This is a genomic window from Cellulomonas sp. T2.31MG-18 (assembly GCF_964266755.1).
Taxonomy (GTDB): domain Bacteria; phylum Actinomycetota; class Actinomycetes; order Actinomycetales; family Cellulomonadaceae; genus Cellulomonas.
In genome coordinates this window covers 12,729-29,813 of sequence record NZ_CAXWGW010000005.1, presented here as the reverse complement: position 1 = coordinate 29,813, position 17,085 = coordinate 12,729, and the positions used below count along the sequence as shown (strand labels likewise).

At 72.5% G+C, this 17,085-nt stretch carries 17 protein-coding genes; 11 read left to right on the top strand and 6 right to left on the bottom strand.

Going from position 1 to position 17,085, the window contains the following annotated elements; translation table 11 throughout:
* Window positions 1–101 precede the first annotated feature (101 nt).
* The 4 genes from narH to ACFQTY_RS16140 are packed head-to-tail and all read left to right on the top strand — an operon-like array spanning window position 102 to window position 3,812.
* Window positions 102–1,856: a nitrate reductase subunit beta gene (gene narH, locus ACFQTY_RS16155; protein WP_378102523.1), complete on the top strand. Its 1,755-nt coding sequence runs from the start codon at window positions 102–104 to the stop codon at window positions 1,854–1,856.
* Complete coding sequence (gene narJ / locus ACFQTY_RS16150) at window positions 1,853–2,515, top strand: nitrate reductase molybdenum cofactor assembly chaperone (RefSeq protein ID WP_378102521.1); 663 nt, start codon at window positions 1,853–1,855, stop codon at window positions 2,513–2,515. The genes narH and narJ overlap by 4 nt, the downstream gene beginning before the upstream one ends.
* Complete coding sequence (gene narI, locus ACFQTY_RS16145) at window positions 2,512–3,270, top strand: respiratory nitrate reductase subunit gamma (RefSeq protein ID WP_378102518.1); 759 nt, start codon at window positions 2,512–2,514, stop codon at window positions 3,268–3,270. The genes narJ and narI overlap by 4 nt, the downstream gene beginning before the upstream one ends.
* Before the next feature lie 35 nt (window positions 3,271–3,305).
* Complete coding sequence (locus tag ACFQTY_RS16140) at window positions 3,306–3,812, top strand: metallophosphoesterase family protein (RefSeq protein WP_378102516.1); 507 nt, start codon at window positions 3,306–3,308, stop codon at window positions 3,810–3,812.
* A gap of 21 nt (window positions 3,813–3,833) precedes the next feature.
* Here ACFQTY_RS16140 and ACFQTY_RS16135 read toward each other — a convergent pair whose 3' ends face one another.
* Both ACFQTY_RS16135 and ACFQTY_RS16130 read right to left on the bottom strand, forming a co-directional pair.
* On the bottom strand, window positions 3,834–3,980 hold the full coding sequence (locus ACFQTY_RS16135; RefSeq protein ID WP_378102514.1) for a hypothetical protein: 147 nt from the start codon (window positions 3,978–3,980) through the stop codon (window positions 3,834–3,836).
* 99 nt (window positions 3,981–4,079) lie between these two features.
* Window positions 4,080–6,371 (bottom strand): putative bifunctional diguanylate cyclase/phosphodiesterase, encoded by a 2,292-nt coding sequence (locus ACFQTY_RS16130; RefSeq protein ID WP_378102512.1) that lies wholly within the window; start codon window positions 6,369–6,371, stop codon window positions 4,080–4,082.
* A gap of 188 nt (window positions 6,372–6,559) precedes the next feature.
* Here ACFQTY_RS16130 and ACFQTY_RS16125 point away from each other — a divergent pair, with 188 nt between their 5' ends.
* Window positions 6,560–7,318, top strand: a complete 759-nt coding sequence (locus ACFQTY_RS16125) for an SDR family oxidoreductase (protein ID WP_378102509.1) — start codon at window positions 6,560–6,562, stop codon at window positions 7,316–7,318.
* A gap of 12 nt (window positions 7,319–7,330) precedes the next feature.
* Here ACFQTY_RS16125 and ACFQTY_RS16120 read toward each other — a convergent pair whose 3' ends face one another.
* Both ACFQTY_RS16120 and ACFQTY_RS16115 read right to left on the bottom strand, forming a co-directional pair.
* Window positions 7,331–8,329: an asparaginase gene (locus ACFQTY_RS16120; protein ID WP_378102507.1), complete on the bottom strand. Its 999-nt coding sequence runs from the start codon at window positions 8,327–8,329 to the stop codon at window positions 7,331–7,333.
* A 26-nt stretch (window positions 8,330–8,355) separates the two neighbouring features.
* Complete coding sequence (locus tag ACFQTY_RS16115) at window positions 8,356–9,186, bottom strand: helix-turn-helix transcriptional regulator (RefSeq protein ID WP_378102504.1); 831 nt, start codon at window positions 9,184–9,186, stop codon at window positions 8,356–8,358.
* A gap of 96 nt (window positions 9,187–9,282) precedes the next feature.
* Between ACFQTY_RS16115 and ACFQTY_RS16110 the strand changes: the two genes are divergently transcribed.
* Window positions 9,283–9,966 carry an SDR family NAD(P)-dependent oxidoreductase gene (locus tag ACFQTY_RS16110; protein WP_378102502.1) on the top strand — a complete coding sequence of 228 codons (684 nt, stop codon included), beginning with the start codon at window positions 9,283–9,285 and terminating at the stop codon, window positions 9,964–9,966.
* 40 nt (window positions 9,967–10,006) lie between these two features.
* Here the strand turns inward: ACFQTY_RS16110 and ACFQTY_RS16105 are convergent, their stop codons facing one another.
* Both ACFQTY_RS16105 and ACFQTY_RS16100 read right to left on the bottom strand, forming a co-directional pair.
* A complete protein-coding gene (locus ACFQTY_RS16105; RefSeq protein WP_378102499.1) occupies window positions 10,007–10,618 on the bottom strand; it encodes a DsbA family protein in 612 nt (203 codons plus the stop codon).
* A 90-nt stretch (window positions 10,619–10,708) separates the two neighbouring features.
* Window positions 10,709–11,965 (bottom strand): amidohydrolase, encoded by a 1,257-nt coding sequence (locus tag ACFQTY_RS16100; protein ID WP_378102496.1) that lies wholly within the window; start codon window positions 11,963–11,965, stop codon window positions 10,709–10,711.
* Window positions 11,966–12,126: 161 nt separating this feature from the next.
* Between ACFQTY_RS16100 and ACFQTY_RS16095 the strand changes: the two genes are divergently transcribed.
* The 5 genes from ACFQTY_RS16095 to ACFQTY_RS16075 all read left to right on the top strand — a co-directional run bounded on the left by ACFQTY_RS16095 (window position 12,127) and on the right by ACFQTY_RS16075 (window position 17,022).
* A complete protein-coding gene (locus ACFQTY_RS16095; protein WP_378102493.1) occupies window positions 12,127–12,717 on the top strand; it encodes a TetR family transcriptional regulator in 591 nt (196 codons plus the stop codon).
* Between the two features lie 10 nt (window positions 12,718–12,727).
* The gene (locus ACFQTY_RS16090; protein WP_378102490.1) at window positions 12,728–13,621 is read left to right on the top strand and encodes an SDR family oxidoreductase; all 894 of its coding nucleotides are present in this window, start codon (window positions 12,728–12,730) and stop codon (window positions 13,619–13,621) included.
* Between the two features lie 201 nt (window positions 13,622–13,822).
* Window positions 13,823–14,977 carry a ScyD/ScyE family protein gene (locus ACFQTY_RS16085; RefSeq protein WP_378102487.1) on the top strand — a complete coding sequence of 385 codons (1,155 nt, stop codon included), beginning with the start codon at window positions 13,823–13,825 and terminating at the stop codon, window positions 14,975–14,977.
* A 580-nt stretch (window positions 14,978–15,557) separates the two neighbouring features.
* The gene (locus ACFQTY_RS16080; RefSeq protein WP_378102485.1) at window positions 15,558–15,971 is read left to right on the top strand and encodes a hypothetical protein; all 414 of its coding nucleotides are present in this window, start codon (window positions 15,558–15,560) and stop codon (window positions 15,969–15,971) included.
* A 139-nt stretch (window positions 15,972–16,110) separates the two neighbouring features.
* The gene (locus tag ACFQTY_RS16075; protein ID WP_378102482.1) at window positions 16,111–17,022 is read left to right on the top strand and encodes an FRG domain-containing protein; all 912 of its coding nucleotides are present in this window, start codon (window positions 16,111–16,113) and stop codon (window positions 17,020–17,022) included.
* Window positions 17,023–17,085: the final 63 nt, after the last annotated feature.

Sequence of the window (17,085 nt, the reverse complement as noted above, 5' to 3'; positions counted from 1 at the left end):
TGAGCGGCGCACTCCGGAGCGAGGAACGAGCGAAGGGGAAGCGCGATGACAGGTGCTGAGCGGCGCACTCCGGAGCGAGGAACGAGCGAAGGGGAAGCGCGATGAGAGTCATGGCTCAGATGTCGATGGTGATGAACCTCGACAAGTGCATCGGCTGCCACACGTGCTCGGTCACCTGCAAGCAGGCGTGGACCAACCGCACGGGCATGGAGTACGTCTGGTTCAACAACGTCGAGACGCGCCCGGGCCAGGGCTACCCGCGCACGTACGAGGACCAGGAACGCTGGCAGGGCGGCTGGACGCTGAACCGTCGCGGCCGGCTCCAGCTGAAGGCGGGCAGCCGGGCGAAGAACCTGCTCACCATCTTCGCCAGCCCCAAGATGCCGTCGATGGACCAGTACTACGAGCCCTGGACCTACGACTACGAGAACCTGACCAGCGCCCCGCTGCAGGAGCACACACCGGTGGCCCGGCCGATCTCGCTGATCACGGGCGAGCCGACCAAGGTGCGCTGGAGCGCGAACTGGGACGACGACCTGGGCGGCGCCCCGGAGCTGACCAAGGACGACCCGGTGCTCGCCAAGGTCTCGGCGGACGTCAAGCTCGAGTTCGAGAAGACGTTCATGTTCTACCTGCCGCGCATCTGCGAGCACTGCCTGAACCCGTCGTGCGCCGCGTCCTGCCCGTCGGGCGCGATCTACAAGCGGTCCGAGGACGGCATCGTGCTGGTGGACCAGGACCGCTGCCGCGGCTGGCGCAAGTGCGTCACCGGCTGCCCGTACAAGAAGGTCTACTTCAACCACCGCACCGGCAAGGCCGAGAAGTGCACGTTCTGCTTCCCGCGCATCGAGGTGGGCATCCCGACGGTGTGCTCGGAGACCTGCGTCGGCCGGCTGCGCTACATCGGCCTGGTGCTGTACGACGCCGACCGCGTGCTCGCGGCGGCCAGCGAGCCGGACGAGACCAAGCTGCTGGCGGCGCAGCGCAGCGTGTTCCTCGACCCGTTCGACGCCGAGGTGATCCGGGAGGCGGAGCGGTCGGGCATCCCGCGCGACTGGATCGACGCCGCGCAGCGGTCGCCGATCTGGAAGCTGATCAGCACCTACGAGGTGGCGCTGCCGCTGCACCCGGAGTACCGGACCATGCCGATGGTCTGGTACATCCCGCCGCTGTCGCCGGTGGTGGACGTGGTGCGGGACACGGGGGAGGACGCCGAGGAGCGGGGCAACCTGTTCGCGGCGATCGAGGCGCTGCGCATCCCGGTGGAGTACCTGGCCGGCCTGTTCACCGCGGGCGACACCGCACCGGTCACCGCGGTGCTGCGCAAGCTCGCCGCGATGCGGTCGTACATGCGCGACCTGTCGATGGGCCGCGAGGCAGACGCGTCGATCCCGGCGTCCGTCGGCATGGACGAAGGCACGATGCGCGACATGTACCGGCTGCTGGCGATCGCCAAGTACGACGAGCGGTACGTGATCCCCACCGCCCACGAGGAGCAGGCGCACGGCCTGGAGGAGCTGGCCACCGAGTGCAGCCTCGACTACGAGGGCGGCCCGGGGATGAACGAGTGGGGACCGTTCGGGGAGGGCTCGGGCGGCACCACGCCGATCGCGGTGGAGAACTTCCACATGCTGCAGCAGCGGCAGCTGACCGACACGGTCGCCGACCCGGCCACCCGCAAGGCGCGCGTCAACCTGCTCAACTGGGACGGCAAGGGGGCACCCGAGGGGATGTTCCCCCCACGTCCGGACGAGGCGCGGCCGCACGAGCCCGAGGGACCGTCCGGCGAGACGCAGCCGCTGCCCGCGGGTGGCAGCGAGCCCGGTCCGACGGGGTCGGGGACGGAGCCCCGATGAACCGCGTCGCCCGCGCCGCCGCCGCCCACCGGCTCGCCACCCGGCAGACGGCGGTGGTGCACCGGCTGGCGGCCCTCCTGCTGGAGTACCCCACGCCGGAGCTGCTCGCACTGCTGCCCCAGGTCGAGGCCGCCGCGCAGGAGCTGCCCGACGCGGTGGCGGCCCCGCTGCGCCGGCTGGCCGACCATCTCCTGGTCACGCCGCTGTCGCAGCTGCAGGCGGACTACGTCGAGACCTTCGACCTGCGCCGGCGCTGCAGCCTGTACCTCACCTACTACGCCTACGGAGACACCCGGAAGCGGGGCGTCGCGCTGGTCGAGCTCAAGCAGGCGTACCGGGCGGCCGGGGCCGAGGTGGACGGTGAGGAGCTGCCGGACCACCTGTGCATCCTGCTGGAGTTCGCCGCGACCACCGACGCGGAGGCGGGCATCGGTCTGCTGCTGGCGCACCGGGCGGGTCTCGAGCTGCTGCGGCTGGCGCTCGAGGACTCGCGGTCGCCCTACGCCGGCGTGGTGGGGGCCGTGTGCGCCACGCTGCCTCCGCTCGCGGGGGACGAGCGGGACGCGGTCGCGCGCCTCGCCGCCGAGGGGCCGCCGGGGGAGGAGGTCGGTCTCGAGCCGTTCATGCCGCCGCCGACGCCGATGGGAGCCCGCCGATGACCACCAAGGACCTGCTGCTGTGGGTGGTCGTCCCGTACGTGTGCCTGGCGGTGTTCGTGCTGGGCCACGTCTGGCGGTACCGGTACGACAAGTTCGGCTGGACCACCCGCTCGTCCCAGCTGTACGAGTCCCGGCTGCTGCGCTGGGCCAGCCCGCTGTTCCACTTCGGCATCCTGTTCGTCTTCCTGGGCCACGTGATGGGCTTGGGCGTCCCGGAGTCGTGGACGTCGGCGGTGGGCATCAGCGAGACGGCGTACCACGTGATGGCCGTCGGGATCGGCGGCATCGCCGGCGTCTGCACGCTGGTCGGGATGGTGCTGCTGATCTACCGCCGACGCACCGTCGGGCCGGTGTTCAGCGCGACCACCAAGATGGACAAGCTGATGTACGCCTGGCTCGCCGCGGTAGTCCTGCTGGGGCTGTGGAACACGGCCGCCGGGTCGGCGCTCAAGCTCGGCGGTGACTACGACTACCGCCTGGGCGTGTCGGTGTGGTTCCGCGGCATCTTCTACGGGCACCTGCACCCCGAGCTGATGGCGCACGCGCCGATCGGCTTCCAGCTGCACGGGCTGCTCGCGTTCGGCCTGTTCGCGCTGTGGCCGTTCACCCGGCTGGTGCACGTGTTCAGCGCGCCGGTCTGGTACCTGTGGCGGCCGTACGTCGTCTACCGCTCGCGCAGCCCACGGCTCGGGGCGGAGCCGCCGCGGCGCGGGTGGGAGCGGGTGGAACGACCGGCGAGCGGCGCCCGCCGCTGAGTGCGGCTCGTCGCGGACGGCGGCAGGATCGGGCGATGCGACTGGTGCTGCTCGCGGACACCCACGTCCCGGCCCGGGCGCGCGACCTGCCGCCCGTCGTGTGGGCAGCGGTCGACGCGGCGGACGTGGTGGTGCACGCCGGCGACTGGATCTCCGAGGAGCTCTACGCCGCGCTCGCCTCGCGGGCCGCGCAGCTGGTCGGCTGCGCGGGCAACAACGACTCGGCGGCGCTGACCAGGCTGCTGCCCGCGGTCGCGACGGTCGAGCTGGACGGCGTCCGTCTCGGTGTGGTGCACCAGACCGGCCCGGCGACCGGCCGCGAGGCGCGCTGCGACCGGGACCACCCCGGCCTGGACGTGCTCGTCTTCGGCCACAGCCACATCCCCTGGGACTCGCGCACACCCGCCGGGATGCGGCTGCTCAACCCCGGCTCACCGACGGACCGGCGGCGGCAGCCGTTCGCGACGTTCATGACGGCCCGGGCGCGTGACGGTGCGCTGCACGACGTGGAGCTCCAGCGGGTCGACCCGTCCTGGCGCTGAGCCGAGCGGGGGGACGACGGGTCAGCCCGCGTCGGACCGCCCGCCGTCCTCCGAGTCCTCCGCGGACGTCTTGCCGGGGTCGAGCTCGTTCTCGTCGGGCCCGGTCCCCTCGACGACGGGCGGCGGCGGCCGGTCGTCGTCCTGCGGCTGGCTGGTCGAGCTGCTCATCGTCCGCCTCCTGTCCCGGACCGCCGCGCGGCAGCCCTCGGCGATCCTCGCTCACGGGCGCGCGCACCGCCCGGCGGGGCGGTTCGCGGTGGCCCGCTGCTACGGCGTCGGGCGGCCCGGCGAGGGTACGCGGAGGCTGCGCCCGGCCGGCGGTCCGGACGACGCGGTCGCACGCCCGCCGGTGTGCGCACCGTGGCTGCGCAGGTAGTCCTCCACGTCGCGGGCCGGCTGCGCCCGGGCGAACAGGAAACCCTGCACGTAGGGGATGTCGAGCTGCTGGAGCGCCACGAGCTGCCCGGCCCGCTCGACACCCTCGGCGACGAGCACGAGCCCCAGGGAGCGCGCGAGCGCCGTGACCGCCGCCAGCAGGGGCGACGGCTGCGTGTCGACGGAGTTGATCAGGCTGCTGTCCAGCTTGAGCACCGAGACCGGGAACCGCTCGAGGTAGTTCAGGGCCGAGTAGCCGGTGCCGAAGTCGTCGATCGCCAGCTCCACGCCCGCTGCCGTCAGCTCCTTCAGCGCAGCGGTCAGCTCGGCACCGCCGGGCACCGCGGTCTGCTCGGTGATCTCGATGGTCAGCTGGCTGGGCAGCACGCCGGCGTTCGCGACGTGGTCGAGCACGTGCGTGACCAGGTCGGAGCGGCTGAGCGAGGCGGCCGTCATGTTGACCGCGACCCGGATGGACCGGAACGCGGGGTCGGCGTCGCACCAGGTGGCCAGCTGACGCAGCGCCGTGGCGAGGACCAGCTCGTCGAGGTCCGCGGACAGACCGGCGTGCTCAGCGGCGGGGAGGAACTGGCCCGGCAGCAGCGGACCGCGGCTCGGGTGCCGCCACCGCACCAGCGCCTCGACGGACCGTAGGCCGGCGCCGTCGACCGCCACGACCGGCTGGTAGGCGACCCACAGCCCCCCGGACTCCGGGTGGCGCAGCGCGTGGTCCAGCTGACCGGCGAGCTCGCGCTGCCCGAGCATCTGGTCGCGCAGCTCGCGGCTGTAGACGCGGTAGGTCGCGCGGCCCGCGTCCTTGGCGGCGTACATCGCGATGTCCGCGTCGACCTGCAGCCGTTCGAGGGTCTGGACGTCGGGGGAGATCACCACACCGACGCTCGCAGAGACCCGCAGCGGGAGGCCCTCCAGGACGAAGGGCTCGGCGAACACCGAGAGGATCTGGCCGCCGATCCGGTCGGCGTGCGCCGTCGCGTCGGCGTCGGTCCCGACGGCCAGGACGCCGAACTCGTCGCCGCCGAACCGGGCGACGAGGAGTCCGGCCGGGAGCGCCGTGGTCAGCCGGTCCGCCACCTGGACCAGCAGGGCGTCGCCCACCGTGTGCCCGTAGGTGTCGTTGATCGCCTTGAAGTCGTCCAGGTCGAGCAGCGCGAGCAGCGCCGTCACGCCGTGCGGCAGGTGCGCCGAGCGTGCCAGCTCGTTGCGGAACCGCCGGAGGTTGGCCAGGCCGGTCAGGGCGTCGTGCAGGCTGGCCCGCTCGCTGCGGGCGAGCAGGTCGATCGCGCGGGACATCGCCAGCAGGAAGAGCACGAGGCCTGCGGCCGCGGCGAGCCAGAGGTTCAGGTGCAGCGTGCCCAGCACCGCGCCGAGGCACAGCGCCGGCACGACGGCCCCGGCGGGCAGCAGCAGCAGGAGGCCGGGGACACGCGAGGGCGCGACCCCCGCGGACGGCAGGCCGACCTTGGTCATCGAGGGGTGCACCGCCGCGAGACCCAGCGCCAGGTAGGAGGCGTAGGCGAAGCCGTCCCACCGCGAGCCGGGGTGGTACTGACCGCCGATGGTCGCCAGCCCGACGACGGTGTCGGACGCGACCGCGCAGAACAGGGCACCCACCAGCACCGTGAGCGAGGTGCTGCGGCGTGGACGGTGGTCGCGCAGGCGCAGCAGGAGGGCGAACAGCCCGAGGTCGAGGGTCGGCAGCGCCGCCGCGGACGTCACCGCCGCCGTCGGTGCGCCGGCGTCGACGTACGGCTGGACCAGGAACTGGTAGCCGACGGTGGCGAGCGAGACGAGACCGATCGCGCTCTCCAACCAGGCGAACCGGTCGCGCTCAGCCGGCACGGGGGGCGTGAAGCCGAGGATCGCCACGCCGACAGCGAGCGAGCCGATGTCGAAGCCGAGCGACACGGCCGTCGTGATGGCCTGCGCGTGCACCTGCACCGCGGAGCCGATCGCGGCCGAGACGAGCGCGAACGCCAGCAGCAGCCACGCCCGTGGCCGTGCCGGACCGCGCAACCCGACGGACAGGATGACGGTCACCGCTGCGGCCAGCGGAGCGACCACCAGCAGCCACAGCCGCACGTGGGCACCGGCCAGGGCGAAGGCGACGACCCCGACCACCGACACACCGGCGGCCACCACGAACGGCGACGGGGTTCGATGCATCGCCGTCATCCAGGCCTCGCGCTCTCTGCCCACTCCGTCGCCCGGCGAGCGCCGCATCGCGCGCGGGTGGCACCCCGTCCATCGGCAGGCACGCACCCGCGCCAAGGAGTCCGCCGGGTGCCGTGACGTCAGCGGCCCCAATTCACCCGGCGCGGTTCGCTGCCGCCGGACCGCCTAGCATCGGCGTGATGACGGGTGCGCAGAGGATCGCCGTCGCCGGTGCCACCGGCCTGATCGGCTCGCAGGTGGTGGAGCTGGCGCGGGCCGCCGGCCACGAGGTGGTGCCGCTGAGCCGCGCGACCGGCGTGGACCTCACCGTCCCCGGATCGGTCGGTGACCGCCTCGAGGGCGTGGACGCGGTGATCGACACGACGCGCTCGCCCCTGATGGACCAGGCCGCGGCCGTCGACTTCTTCACCCGGGTGGCGGCCGACCTGGGCGCCGCGGCGCACGCCGCCGGTGTGCGTCGCACGGTCGTGCTGTCGATCGTGGGCGTCGACCGGAGCCAGGACTACCCCTGGTACGTCGCCACGCTCGCCCACGAGCGCGCGACCCGTGAGCACGCGCCGGGACCCCGGGTGCTGCGCGCCACGCAGTTCCACGAGTTCCCCGGGCAGGTGCTCGACCGGGGCCGGCACGGCGACACGGCACAGGTGATGCAGATGCCGACCCAGCCGGTGGCGTCGCGGGAGGTCGCGCGGCTCCTCGTCGAGCTCGCGACCGACGGGACGGACGGCGACGTCGAGGTGGCCGGTCCCCGGCGGGAGGAGCTCGTGGACCTGGTCCGTCAGCTGGTCGAGCTGCGCGGCGAGCGGGTGCGGATCGAGCCGGTGCCGGCATCGCCCAGCATGATGGCCGGCTCCGTGCTGCCCGGACCGGACGCCCTGGTCAGGGGCGTCGACTGGGAGACGTGGGCGCGCGCGGCCGCGGCCTCGGGCCGGCTCTGAGCGTCGGCGCCCTCAGCCGGCGGCCAGCAGCCGCCGCACCGAGCTCGGCACCTGCAGGCGCCCGACCGGCACCCCACCGCCGAGCACCGGCGGCACCGGCACGGTGCGGAGCGCGCCCTGGTCGACACCGAGGCTCTCCAGCACCGCGAGCGTGACCGGCAGCCGAGCCCGGTCGGCCCCGTCGGCGATCTTGATCGCCACGCCGGTCCCGTTCGGCAGTGCCAGCGCCTGCACCCCCTCCGCGCCGTCCTTGGCGACCAGGCCGGGCACGGCACGCATCAGCTGGGTGACGTCCCGACTCTCGCCGCCCACCAGCTCGGGGAACCGACGCATCGCCGCCGCCACCCGGCCCTCAGCCGTGCCCTCGGCTGCCGTGGCGAGCCGCGCGTACGCCGTGGCGACGCCACGCAGGCTGACCGCGAACAGCGGGGCGCCGCAGCCGTCCACGGAGACGGTGGCGGGCCGCTCGCCGGTCAGCTCGGTCATGGTCCGCTCGATCGCCTGCTGCAGCGGGTGGTCGAGCGACAGGTAGTCGTCGACCGACCAGCCGTTGACCACGCACGTCGCCACCATCGCCGCGTGCTTGCCGGAGCAGTCCTGGCACACCGGCACCGGTCCGCGGCCGGTGCGCAGCCACTCCTCCCGCTCGGGCTCGCCGAACGGCAGTGCCGCGACGTTGCGCAGCGCCGTCTCGTCGTGCCCGTGCAGCGCGAGGATCCGACGCACCCCGTCCCGGTGGACCGCGCCCCCCGAGTGGCTCGATGCGCCGAGCGCGAGCAGGTCCTCGGGGAGCTCGAGGCCGTTGCGGAGCATGGCGGCGAGCTGCAGCGGCTTCAGCGTCGACCTCGGGAAGACGGGCACGTCGACGGCACCGGCGCCGAGCAGGACGGCGCCCCGGGCGTCCGCGACGCAGAACGAGCCGCGGTGCCCGCTCTCGACGAGCTCGCCCCGCGTGCACTCCACCAGGGCGACGGGTCCGGCGTCCGTCGTGCCGGCCGGGTCGTGGTCCATCGTCGTCCGTCCTGTCGGGGCTGTCGTCAGAGGGGCTGCGGGCCGATCGTCGAGAGGAGCGCCAGCGCACCCGCCGCCTCGCTGCCCGGGTCCGCGGTGTACAGCACGACGCGCAGGTCACCGGCTCCGGGGACGGTCAGCACGTCGCAGTCCACCACGACCTCGCCGACCGACGGGTGCACCACCGTCTTGCGCTCCGAGGCGTGCCGTCCCACCACCCCGGCGTCCCACAGCTGCGCGAACCGCTCGCTGCGCTCCCGCAGCCCGCTGACCAGGGCGTCCACCGACCGGTCGGCGGGATGGTCGGCCGCAGCCGCCCGCAGGTCGGCGACCAGCGCCGTCTCGAAGCGGTCGAGGTCGCCGGCCGACCCGTGGCGCACCGCGCTGACCCCCAGCACGAAGTGCCGCCAGAGCAGGTTGCGCTCCGTCTCGTCGCGGAGCGGGCCGAGCAGCGCCATCCACTCGTCGTTCGCCAGTAGCATCGTCCACGTCGCGTCCCACACGCTCACCGGCGTGCCCGAGAGCCGGTCGACCAGGCGACGGACCCCGGGCGTGACGTGCCGGGACACGATGCCGGCGCCCGGTGGGCGCAGCCCGGCGGAGAGGAAGAGGTGGTCGCGCTCGGCCGTGCCGAGCCCCAGGGCCCCCGCCAGTGCCTCGACCACCCGCGCGGACGGCGCGGTGGCGCGCCCCTGCTCCAGCCGGGTGACGTAGTCGACCGAGATGCCGGCGAGCAGCGCGAGCTCGTCGCGGCGCAGCCCGGGGGTCCGCCGGCGGAACCCGGGCGGCAGACCGACGTCCGCGGGTGCCACGCGCTCCCGCCACGTGCGCAGGACGGTTCCCAGGTCGGACGGCATGGTCCCAGTCTCGCGCCGCCGACGGGCGGCTCCGCGTCGCACCCTGGTACTGCGGGTACCTGCCGGCGCCCGGTGGTACCGGCACAGGCTGCTCGCATGACCACGACCTTGATCACGGGTGGCAACAAGGGCCTCGGCCGCGAGACCGCCCGCCAGCTCCTCGCCCACGGGCACGACGTGTGGATCGGCGCCCGGGACGCCGAGCGCGGCCGGCAAGCCGCCGACGAGCTGGGCGCCCGGCTCGTGCAGCTGGACGTGACCGACGACGCCTCCGTCGCCGCGGCGGCGGCCACGGTGGGCGACCTCGACGTGCTGGTGAACAACGCCGGGGTGTCCGGCGGGCTCGCGGCACCGGCCGACGTGACGGCGGACCTGATGCGCACGGTGTTCGACACCAACGTCTTCGGCGTCGTGCGCGTGACTCGGGCCTTCCTGCCGGCGCTGCTGCGGTCCACCGCCGGGACGGTGGTCAACGTGAGCAGCGGGTTGGGCTCGTTGACGCTGGCCACCGACCCCGGGTCGATCGCGAGCCGGTACCAGCTCCTCGCCTACAGCTCGGCGAAGGCGGCCCTCAACATGGTGACGGTGCAGTACGCCAAGGCGTTCCCGCAGCTGCGCGTCAACTGCGTCGACCCGGGGTTCACCGCCACCGACTTCAACGGCCACCGCGGGGTGCAGACGGTGGAGGAGGGCGCCCGGGCGATCGTGCGTGCTGCCCTGCTCGGCCCGGACGGACCGACGGGCACGTTCTTCGACGACTCCGGCACGGTGCCGTGGTGACCCCGCGCGGGACGGGCACGACGACCGGCCGCGCCGTGTCTCAGAACTGGGGCCCGGCCGTCCGCGTCCGCTTGAGCTCGTAGAAGCCCGGGACGCGGGTCATCAGCACCAGGCCGTCGAACAGGTCGAGCGCCGCCTGCCCGGTCGGCGCGGGCGTCACCACCGGTCCGAAGTACCCGACGCGGTCGATGGCCATCACGGGCGTGCCGACGTCGTCCCCGACCAGGTCGATCGCACGCTGGTGGGAGGCGCGCAGCAGGTCGTCCACCTCGGTGGTGCCGCCGACCTCCGCGAGCGTGGCCGGCAGGCCGACCTCCGCGAGCGACTCGGCGATGATCGCGTCGGTGTCGGTCCGGCCCTGCGGGTGCCGCCGGGTGCCCATGGCCGTGTACAGCGGTGCCAGCACCTCGTCCCCGTGGTCCCGCGCGGCGGCGATCGCCACGCGCACGGCCGCCCACGAGTCGTCCATCAGCCGCCGGTAGTCCTCCGGCAGGTCCCGGCCCTCGTTCAGCACCGACAGGCTCATCACGTGCCAGCGCAGGTCGATGTCGCGGTGCCGGCTCACCTCGGTCACCCACCGGGAGGTCATCCAGGCCCACGGGCAGGCGGGGTCGAACCAGAGGTCGACGACAGGGCGCGGCGAGGCGGTCACGGGGCTCCTTCACGGGGCGGACGGCAGCAGAAGGCAGACGGTCTCCATCATCAGGCCGCCCGGCCCGTGCCGCCTCGCGCTCCGGTGCCGTCAGGACGTCGGCGCGAGGTAGGCGAGGGCGGCGACTACCTGCGTCTGCACCATGGTGGCCAGGGTGGGGTCGACGACGGGTGCGAAGAGGGGGGAGTGGTTGGCCGGGATGTCCTGCGCGACACGGCCGGCCGCGACGGCGGCGCGGTACTCGGCTGCGTCGTGCCCGCCGACCGTCCAGTACGCGTACGGGACGCCGAACGCGTCGGGGATCCGGGAGAAGTCCTCCGAGGCGGTGACGGGCTCCTGGTGGTGCACCCGGTCGGCGCCGAAGTGGGCGACGAAAGCGCGGGTGACCTGCTCGTTCACGTCCGGGTCGTTGGACGTCAGCGGGAACTGGTCGTAGTACTCGATGTCCGGCTCGCGGGGACTGCCGGACGCCTCGCACTCCGCGCGGACCATCCGCTCGATCGAGGCGACCACCCGCGCGCGCAGGGCGGCGTCGTACGTCCGCAGGTTCAGCAGCAGCGTCGCCCGGTCCGGGATGATGTTCGACTTCGTGCCGGCGTTCAGGGCGCCGACCGTCACCACCGCGAAGGCCCCCGGCGGCGTCTCGCGGGAGACGATGGTCTGCAGCCGCAGCACGATGCTGGCCGCGAGAACCACCGGGTCGACCGAGTTGTGCGGCATCGAGCCGTGCGCGCCCTTGCCGTAGACGGTGACCTTGACCGAGTCCCCGGCGGACAGCACCGGACCAGGGGTGGTGCCGATCGTGCCGGCCTCGAACGGCAGCACGTGCTGGCCCACGGCGACGTCGGGCCGCGGGATCTTCGTCGTCAGACCGTCGTCCAGCATCGCCTGCGCACCCGCGCCGATCTCCTCACCGGGCTGGAGCAGCACCACGTACGTCCCTGACCACGCCGCGCGTCGACCGGCCATGAGCGTGGCGGCCCCTAGCAGCGCCGCGGCGTGCATGTCGTGCCCGCAGGCGTGCATCACCGGCACGGGTCCCGACTCGTCCTGGACCGTCTCGGTCGACGCGTAGTCCAGCCCCGTGGCCTCGCGCACGGGCAACGCGTCGATGTCCGCCCGGGCCAGCACCACGGGTCCCGGCCCGTTGGCCAGCACCCCGACCACTCCCGTCCCGCCGATCCGCTGCACCGCGTAGCCGAGGCCGCTCAGCCGCTGCTCGAGCAGCTCGGCCGTGCGGTGCTCACGCATGCTCAGCTCGGGATGCCGGTGCAGGTCGCGGTACAGCTCCCGCAGGCCGCCGAGCTGGTCCTTCAGGGCGACCAGCACCTCGTCCACCGCCGCCATCTCGCACCTCCGCGCCCGACAGCACCCCGCTCATGGTGCATCCGGCGGTGCCCGCCGGCCACCGAGTCGTCGACCGGACGAGACCGCTCCAGGTGCTTGCCGTCAGCAAGTCCCCGGGTGCAGACTTAACAAGTCTCCACACGAGGACTTAGGAGAGGTCGATGGCACGGACCGGTAGGCGTCCCGGACCGACGAGCACGCGGGAGTCGATCGTCGCCGCGGCGGCCGAGTGCTTCGCGGCCCAGGGGTTCGACGCGACGAGCATGCGAGGCGTCGCTGCCGCCGCCGGCGTCGACTCAGCCCTGGTCCGCCGCTTCTTCGGCAGCAAGGAGCAGCTGTTCACCGAGGTGGCGACCGCTCTGATCGTTCCCGAGCGGGCCCTCGCGGCGGTCGCGGCCGGCGCACCGGATGCCGCCGGGGCGCGGCTGGTCAGGTACTTCCTGTCCTTGTTGGGGGACGTGTCGCAGCCGGGGCCCTTCTTCGGGCTCATCCGGTCCGCCGTCGACAGCGAGCACGCCGCGGCGCTGCTGCGCCGACTGCTGGCCGACCGCGTGCTCGGCGAGCTCGCGACGTCGTTCCGCTCCGAGAACGCCGAGCTCGGTGCGGCGCTCGCCGCCAGCCAGCTCGTCGGCCTGGCCGTGGCCCGCTACGCGGTCCGCCTCGACGCACTGACGGCAGCGGGCACCGAGGACCTGATCCCGTGGGTCGCCCCGGTCGTCCAGTCCTACCTCACCGGCACCCGCATCTCCTGAAGGGGGAGACATGACCACCTGTGCGCACTCCCACGTGCTGGTCACCGGAGCCTCGTCCGGCATCGGGCGCGCCACGGCGCTGCGCCTGGCAAAGACCGGCTACCACGTGTTCGCCGGCGTCAGGAAGCGTGCGGACGGAGCGGCTCTGGCCGAGGCGGCCGGCGGCGACGTGACTCCGGTGCTCCTGGACGTCACCGACCCGCAGCAGATCGCGTCGGCCGTCGAGCTCGTCTCCGGCCACGTCGGCGACGCAGGGCTCGCCGGCCTGGTGAACAACGCCGGGATCGGGGTGTTCGGGCCGCTGGAGCTGATCCCGGTCGAGCAGTTCCGCCGCCAGCTCGAGGTCAACGTCACCGGCCAGCTCGCCATCACCCAGGCCGCCCTCCCGCTGCTGCGGCGCGCCCGCGGCCGGATCGTGATGATCGGCTCGATCGGCGCGCGGTTCACGCCGCCGTTCGTCGGCCCGCTGGCCGCCAGCAAGAGCGCGCTGGCCACGATGAGCGCCGCGCTGCGGCAGGAGCTGGCACCGTGGGGCATCCACGTGACGGTGGTGGAGCCGGGCAGCATCCGCAGCGAGGCGGTGGACAAGCTCGAGAGCGACGCCCAGCGGGTGCTCGACGAGGCGACCGTGCAGGGCCGGGCGCTGTACCGCGACGCGTTCGGCCACCTGGTGGACTTCTTCGCCGACCTCCACGAGAAGGGCAGCCCACCCGAGGTCGTGGCGACGACCGTCGAGCGGGTGCTGCGCGCCTCCCGTCCCCGGTCCTCCTACCTGTCCGGCAAGAACGCGCGGCGGATGGCGGCGATCGCCCGGCTGCTGCCGGTGCCCGCCCAGGACGCGCTGCGCCGCAGGCTCACCCGGCAACCGGCGCCCGGCTCACGGGCCGTCGCCGCGGCCGTCTGATCTGCTGACGCACTCGGACGGCACGCCCGAGTGCGTACATCGTCCCGGTTTGATGCGATTCCTTGTCGGACCGTACGTGTGGGACTAAGGTCCCGGGCACCGGCTCACGACAGCGCGCCACCCGAGGGTTCCCGCGGTGCCGGTGTCCGGCTCCATCCCGCGGTTCGCCCGCGTGGCGAGCCGCCGTCCCTGGGAGGCGCAATGAGGCGTCGTCTGCTGTTCAGGTCCGCCACGGCCGCGGGCGCCGCGGTCCTCGCGGTGATCGGTCTGGCCGCGCCCTCGGCGACGGCGGACCCGGTCACCATCAGCCCCGTGATCACCGGTCTGTCCTCGCCGCGCGGACTGACGTTCGACGGTCTCGGGTCGCTGTACGTCGCCCAGGCCGGTGCCTGGTCGCCCACCCCGCTCACTCACACGGGTGCCGTCACCAAGTACGACTTCGGGACGTTCACCACGGCCTGGACGACGGGCTTCGCGACCCTGAGCCAGGCGGAGCACGGTCCGGAGGTGCTGGGTGTCGGAGGGATCAGCGCGCTGGGGGCCGGCTGCATGAAGAACAGCAACGGCCAGCGCAACGGCTGCCAGGTGCAGGCGATCACCAACGAGTCGACGGACGGCCTGGCGGCCCTCGGCCTGCCCGGAATGAGCACCGCCGGACGTCTCTACCGGCTCGACGGCGCGACCGGCGCCACCACCGTGCTCGCGGATGTCGGCGACCAGCAGTACGCCTGGACCAGCGCCCACCACGACCTGGCACCGGCCGACTTCCCGGACTCCAACCCCTACGGCGTCCTGGTCACCCGCACGCCCGGCAGCGACACGATCCGGACCTTCGTCGTCGACGCCGGCGCGAACACGGTCGGGGAGGTCAGGCGCGACGGCACCGTCCGTCAGATCGCCTACATCCCCAACGACCCGGTGGCCGACGCCACCCCGACCTGTGTGGCGATGGGCCCCGACGGGATGCTGTACGTCGGCACCCTCGACCTGGTGTTCAACCTCTTCGTCCCCGGCGGCCCGGCGCGCTCGCACGTGTGGCGGGTCGACCCCGACTCCAGCTATCCGACGGCTCCGACCGTGTGGGCCTCGGGCCTCACCACGGTGACTGCGTGCACCTTCGACCGCTGGGGCAACTTCTGGGCAGCAGAGATGTTCGCCCCGAACGCGGCCGGGGCACCGGGCGACGTGGTCCGTATCCCGTTCGATCAGCCGACGCAGCAGACCCGATTCGGTACCGGGTCCCTCCCGCTCCCCGGCGGCATCGCCCAGGGTCCCGATGGTGCGATGTACGTGACGGTCGGCTCCGCGAACCCCGCACCGGGCAGCGGCGCGGTGATGCGACTCGCCACCTCCTGAGGTCGAGCGCGGCGGGTGCGAGACCGACCGGCTCGACCGCGTCGGCCGCACCCGCCGCCTACCGATCCGGCAGCGACTCCTTGGCGCTGCGCGCTCGAAGAGCGGCTGGCTGGAGGGCTGGAGGGTGGTTCCGGTAAGTCTCGTGGCCTGGCATGGCGGTGACTTGAAGCACGGTCCTCCACGCTCAGCCTGTCACGCCCTCCACACTCCGCCCTGGAGTGTGGCTTCCCAAGAGCCCGTGAACCTGCGGGTCCGGTGACAGTCCGAGACCGTCCCATGGGGTCACGCCTTCCACGCTCTCCCCTCGAAGTGACCTGATCATCGGAGCCATCTCGGCAGGACCGTGGACCGAGACGTGTGCCGGCTACTCGCAGAGGCGAGTGGCCGGCCGGTCCCGAATCCGGCCCAGTGCCGGAGTTGGTCCCTGGCACACGCAGTCGATCCTCGGCAGACAGCCGTCGAGGCTCCGCCATGCCGCATGGAGTCCGCTCATGGACCCCTTGCGAGGGGCGCTTGGGCCCTCTACTCTCAAATCTGACAGAGCAGCAAGAGGTCGAGCGGGTAGAGAGCGAGTGGCAGAATGCGACGCATCGAGGTTGATGCCGAGGTGTACGCGGAGCTCGAACGGCACGTGAAGGGCTTCGAGCAGCCGAACGACGTACTGCGGCGACTGCTGCTGGGCGGACGGACGGTGATACCCGCGCCGCGACCGACGCCGGTCGCTGCTGGAAAGCTGCTGCCGCTTCTGGAGGCGGGCCTTGTCCGCGAGGGGGATGTGATCACTCACGAGCGACCCCGCAAGGGCGATCGGTTTGAGGCAACAGTTGTCGAGTCTGGCTGGATCCTCTCAAACGGCACTCTCTACCGGACGCCTTCGCCTGCGCTGTCGCACCTGGTGGGTTCGCAGATCGACGGTTGGGCGAACTGGATGCATCAGCGCTCCGGCAAGACGCTCCGAGAGTTGCGGTCCGAACTGGCCCGTCGAGCCCGTTAGCGGCGCGCCCGTCGGGCGTCGCCCGATGCCAACCAGGTGCGACAGGTTGGCACAGCGCACCACACGGGCTCGCCTCGGCTTCTCCACTTGACCGACGTTGGTCGCACGAGACGGGCGTGCCCGCCAGTATGGTTTCACCATGGGGCCGACGCCAGCTAAGGAATGGGTGTCCAGCGGCTGGGGATATCGAGTAGCCAATCGAGACCAGTTGCTCCGAACGATCTCCCGCATTTCCATCCTCAAAACTGGTCGGATCTATGCCTGGCGCGGCCAAGGCAGCGGCGAATGGAACCTTTCCTCATCCTTGTACCGGAGTCTGGAGAGAACCGGCCCTGTCGACGAGTCGAGAATGGCCGTCGCGGAAGCGAAGATGATCAAGGCTGCCCGGAAGTACGGGCTCGGTCGGGAGCTGGGAGCGTCAAATACTGACGCCAACCTTCTGGCCACTCTGCAGCATCATGGCTTACCGACACGCCTGATCGACGTCACGTCAAATCCCATGACAGCGCTTTGGTTTGCGACAGAACCGTCCGGCGGTGACGGTGAGAAGCCTGGCGTACTCTTCGCGATCGACGTTACCGATATGCCGTGGTCCGAGACGATCCGGCATGACGCGGGTGTCACATGGGGTGGCATCGAGCGCCCGCTCGGCTACCTGTACGATTCTCTACTCGCCGATTCGACTCAACATCGACGACCATTTAGGCTCTTCCCTGCTCTGCCCGACGAACGCATGAAGGCGCAGGAAGGGTTCTTCGTGGGGAGTGCGGTTGCCCCTCAGCCCGCGATCGTGCGGGTGCCTGACCTCGACTTCGGTGACGTCAAGGCGCCTGGCGTGGAGTCCTTGGGCCGATTGGCGGAAGGCCCTGACAGGGGACCGGGTCGCCCGCCGGTGCTGCCGTTCCTCGCGCTCGTGATTCCTCCGCGGGTCAAGCGAGCGCTCCGCGATCCGCTAAAAGGAACCTACAACCGTCGCCGACGCGTCTTGTTCCCGGATGTCGACGGATTTCGCGACGCATACCGCCACGGCGAGATTCGTTTGGAGTCGTAACCCGGGCGTGTCGCCCGGGGCGCCGAGTCACGCGGTAAAGGGAGGGCGCGCAGATCCCCCCGG

Bases quoted from the DNA above. Each gene is read 5' to 3' on its own strand.
- narH (WP_378102523.1), top strand. From the start codon at position 102: ATGAGAGTCATGGCTCAGATGTCGATGGTGATGAACCTCGACAAGTGC.
- narJ (WP_378102521.1), top strand. From the start codon at position 1,853: ATGAACCGCGTCGCCCGCGCCGCCGCCGCCCACCGGCTCGCCACCCGG.
- narI (WP_378102518.1), top strand. From the start codon at position 2,512: ATGACCACCAAGGACCTGCTGCTGTGGGTGGTCGTCCCGTACGTGTGC.
- ACFQTY_RS16140 (WP_378102516.1), top strand. From the start codon at position 3,306: ATGCGACTGGTGCTGCTCGCGGACACCCACGTCCCGGCCCGGGCGCGC.
- ACFQTY_RS16135 (WP_378102514.1), bottom strand. From the start codon at position 3,980: ATGAGCAGCTCGACCAGCCAGCCGCAGGACGACGACCGGCCGCCGCCG.
- ACFQTY_RS16130 (WP_378102512.1), bottom strand. From the start codon at position 6,371: ATGCATCGAACCCCGTCGCCGTTCGTGGTGGCCGCCGGTGTGTCGGTG.
- ACFQTY_RS16125 (WP_378102509.1), top strand. From the start codon at position 6,560: ATGACGGGTGCGCAGAGGATCGCCGTCGCCGGTGCCACCGGCCTGATC.
- ACFQTY_RS16120 (WP_378102507.1), bottom strand. From the start codon at position 8,329: ATGGACCACGACCCGGCCGGCACGACGGACGCCGGACCCGTCGCCCTG.
- ACFQTY_RS16115 (WP_378102504.1), bottom strand. From the start codon at position 9,186: ATGCCGTCCGACCTGGGAACCGTCCTGCGCACGTGGCGGGAGCGCGTG.
- ACFQTY_RS16110 (WP_378102502.1), top strand. From the start codon at position 9,283: ATGACCACGACCTTGATCACGGGTGGCAACAAGGGCCTCGGCCGCGAG.
- ACFQTY_RS16100 (WP_378102496.1), bottom strand. From the start codon at position 11,965: ATGGCGGCGGTGGACGAGGTGCTGGTCGCCCTGAAGGACCAGCTCGGC.
- ACFQTY_RS16095 (WP_378102493.1), top strand. From the start codon at position 12,127: ATGGCACGGACCGGTAGGCGTCCCGGACCGACGAGCACGCGGGAGTCG.
- ACFQTY_RS16090 (WP_378102490.1), top strand. From the start codon at position 12,728: ATGACCACCTGTGCGCACTCCCACGTGCTGGTCACCGGAGCCTCGTCC.
- ACFQTY_RS16085 (WP_378102487.1), top strand. From the start codon at position 13,823: ATGAGGCGTCGTCTGCTGTTCAGGTCCGCCACGGCCGCGGGCGCCGCG.
- ACFQTY_RS16080 (WP_378102485.1), top strand. From the start codon at position 15,558: ATGCGACGCATCGAGGTTGATGCCGAGGTGTACGCGGAGCTCGAACGG.
- ACFQTY_RS16075 (WP_378102482.1), top strand. From the start codon at position 16,111: ATGGGGCCGACGCCAGCTAAGGAATGGGTGTCCAGCGGCTGGGGATAT.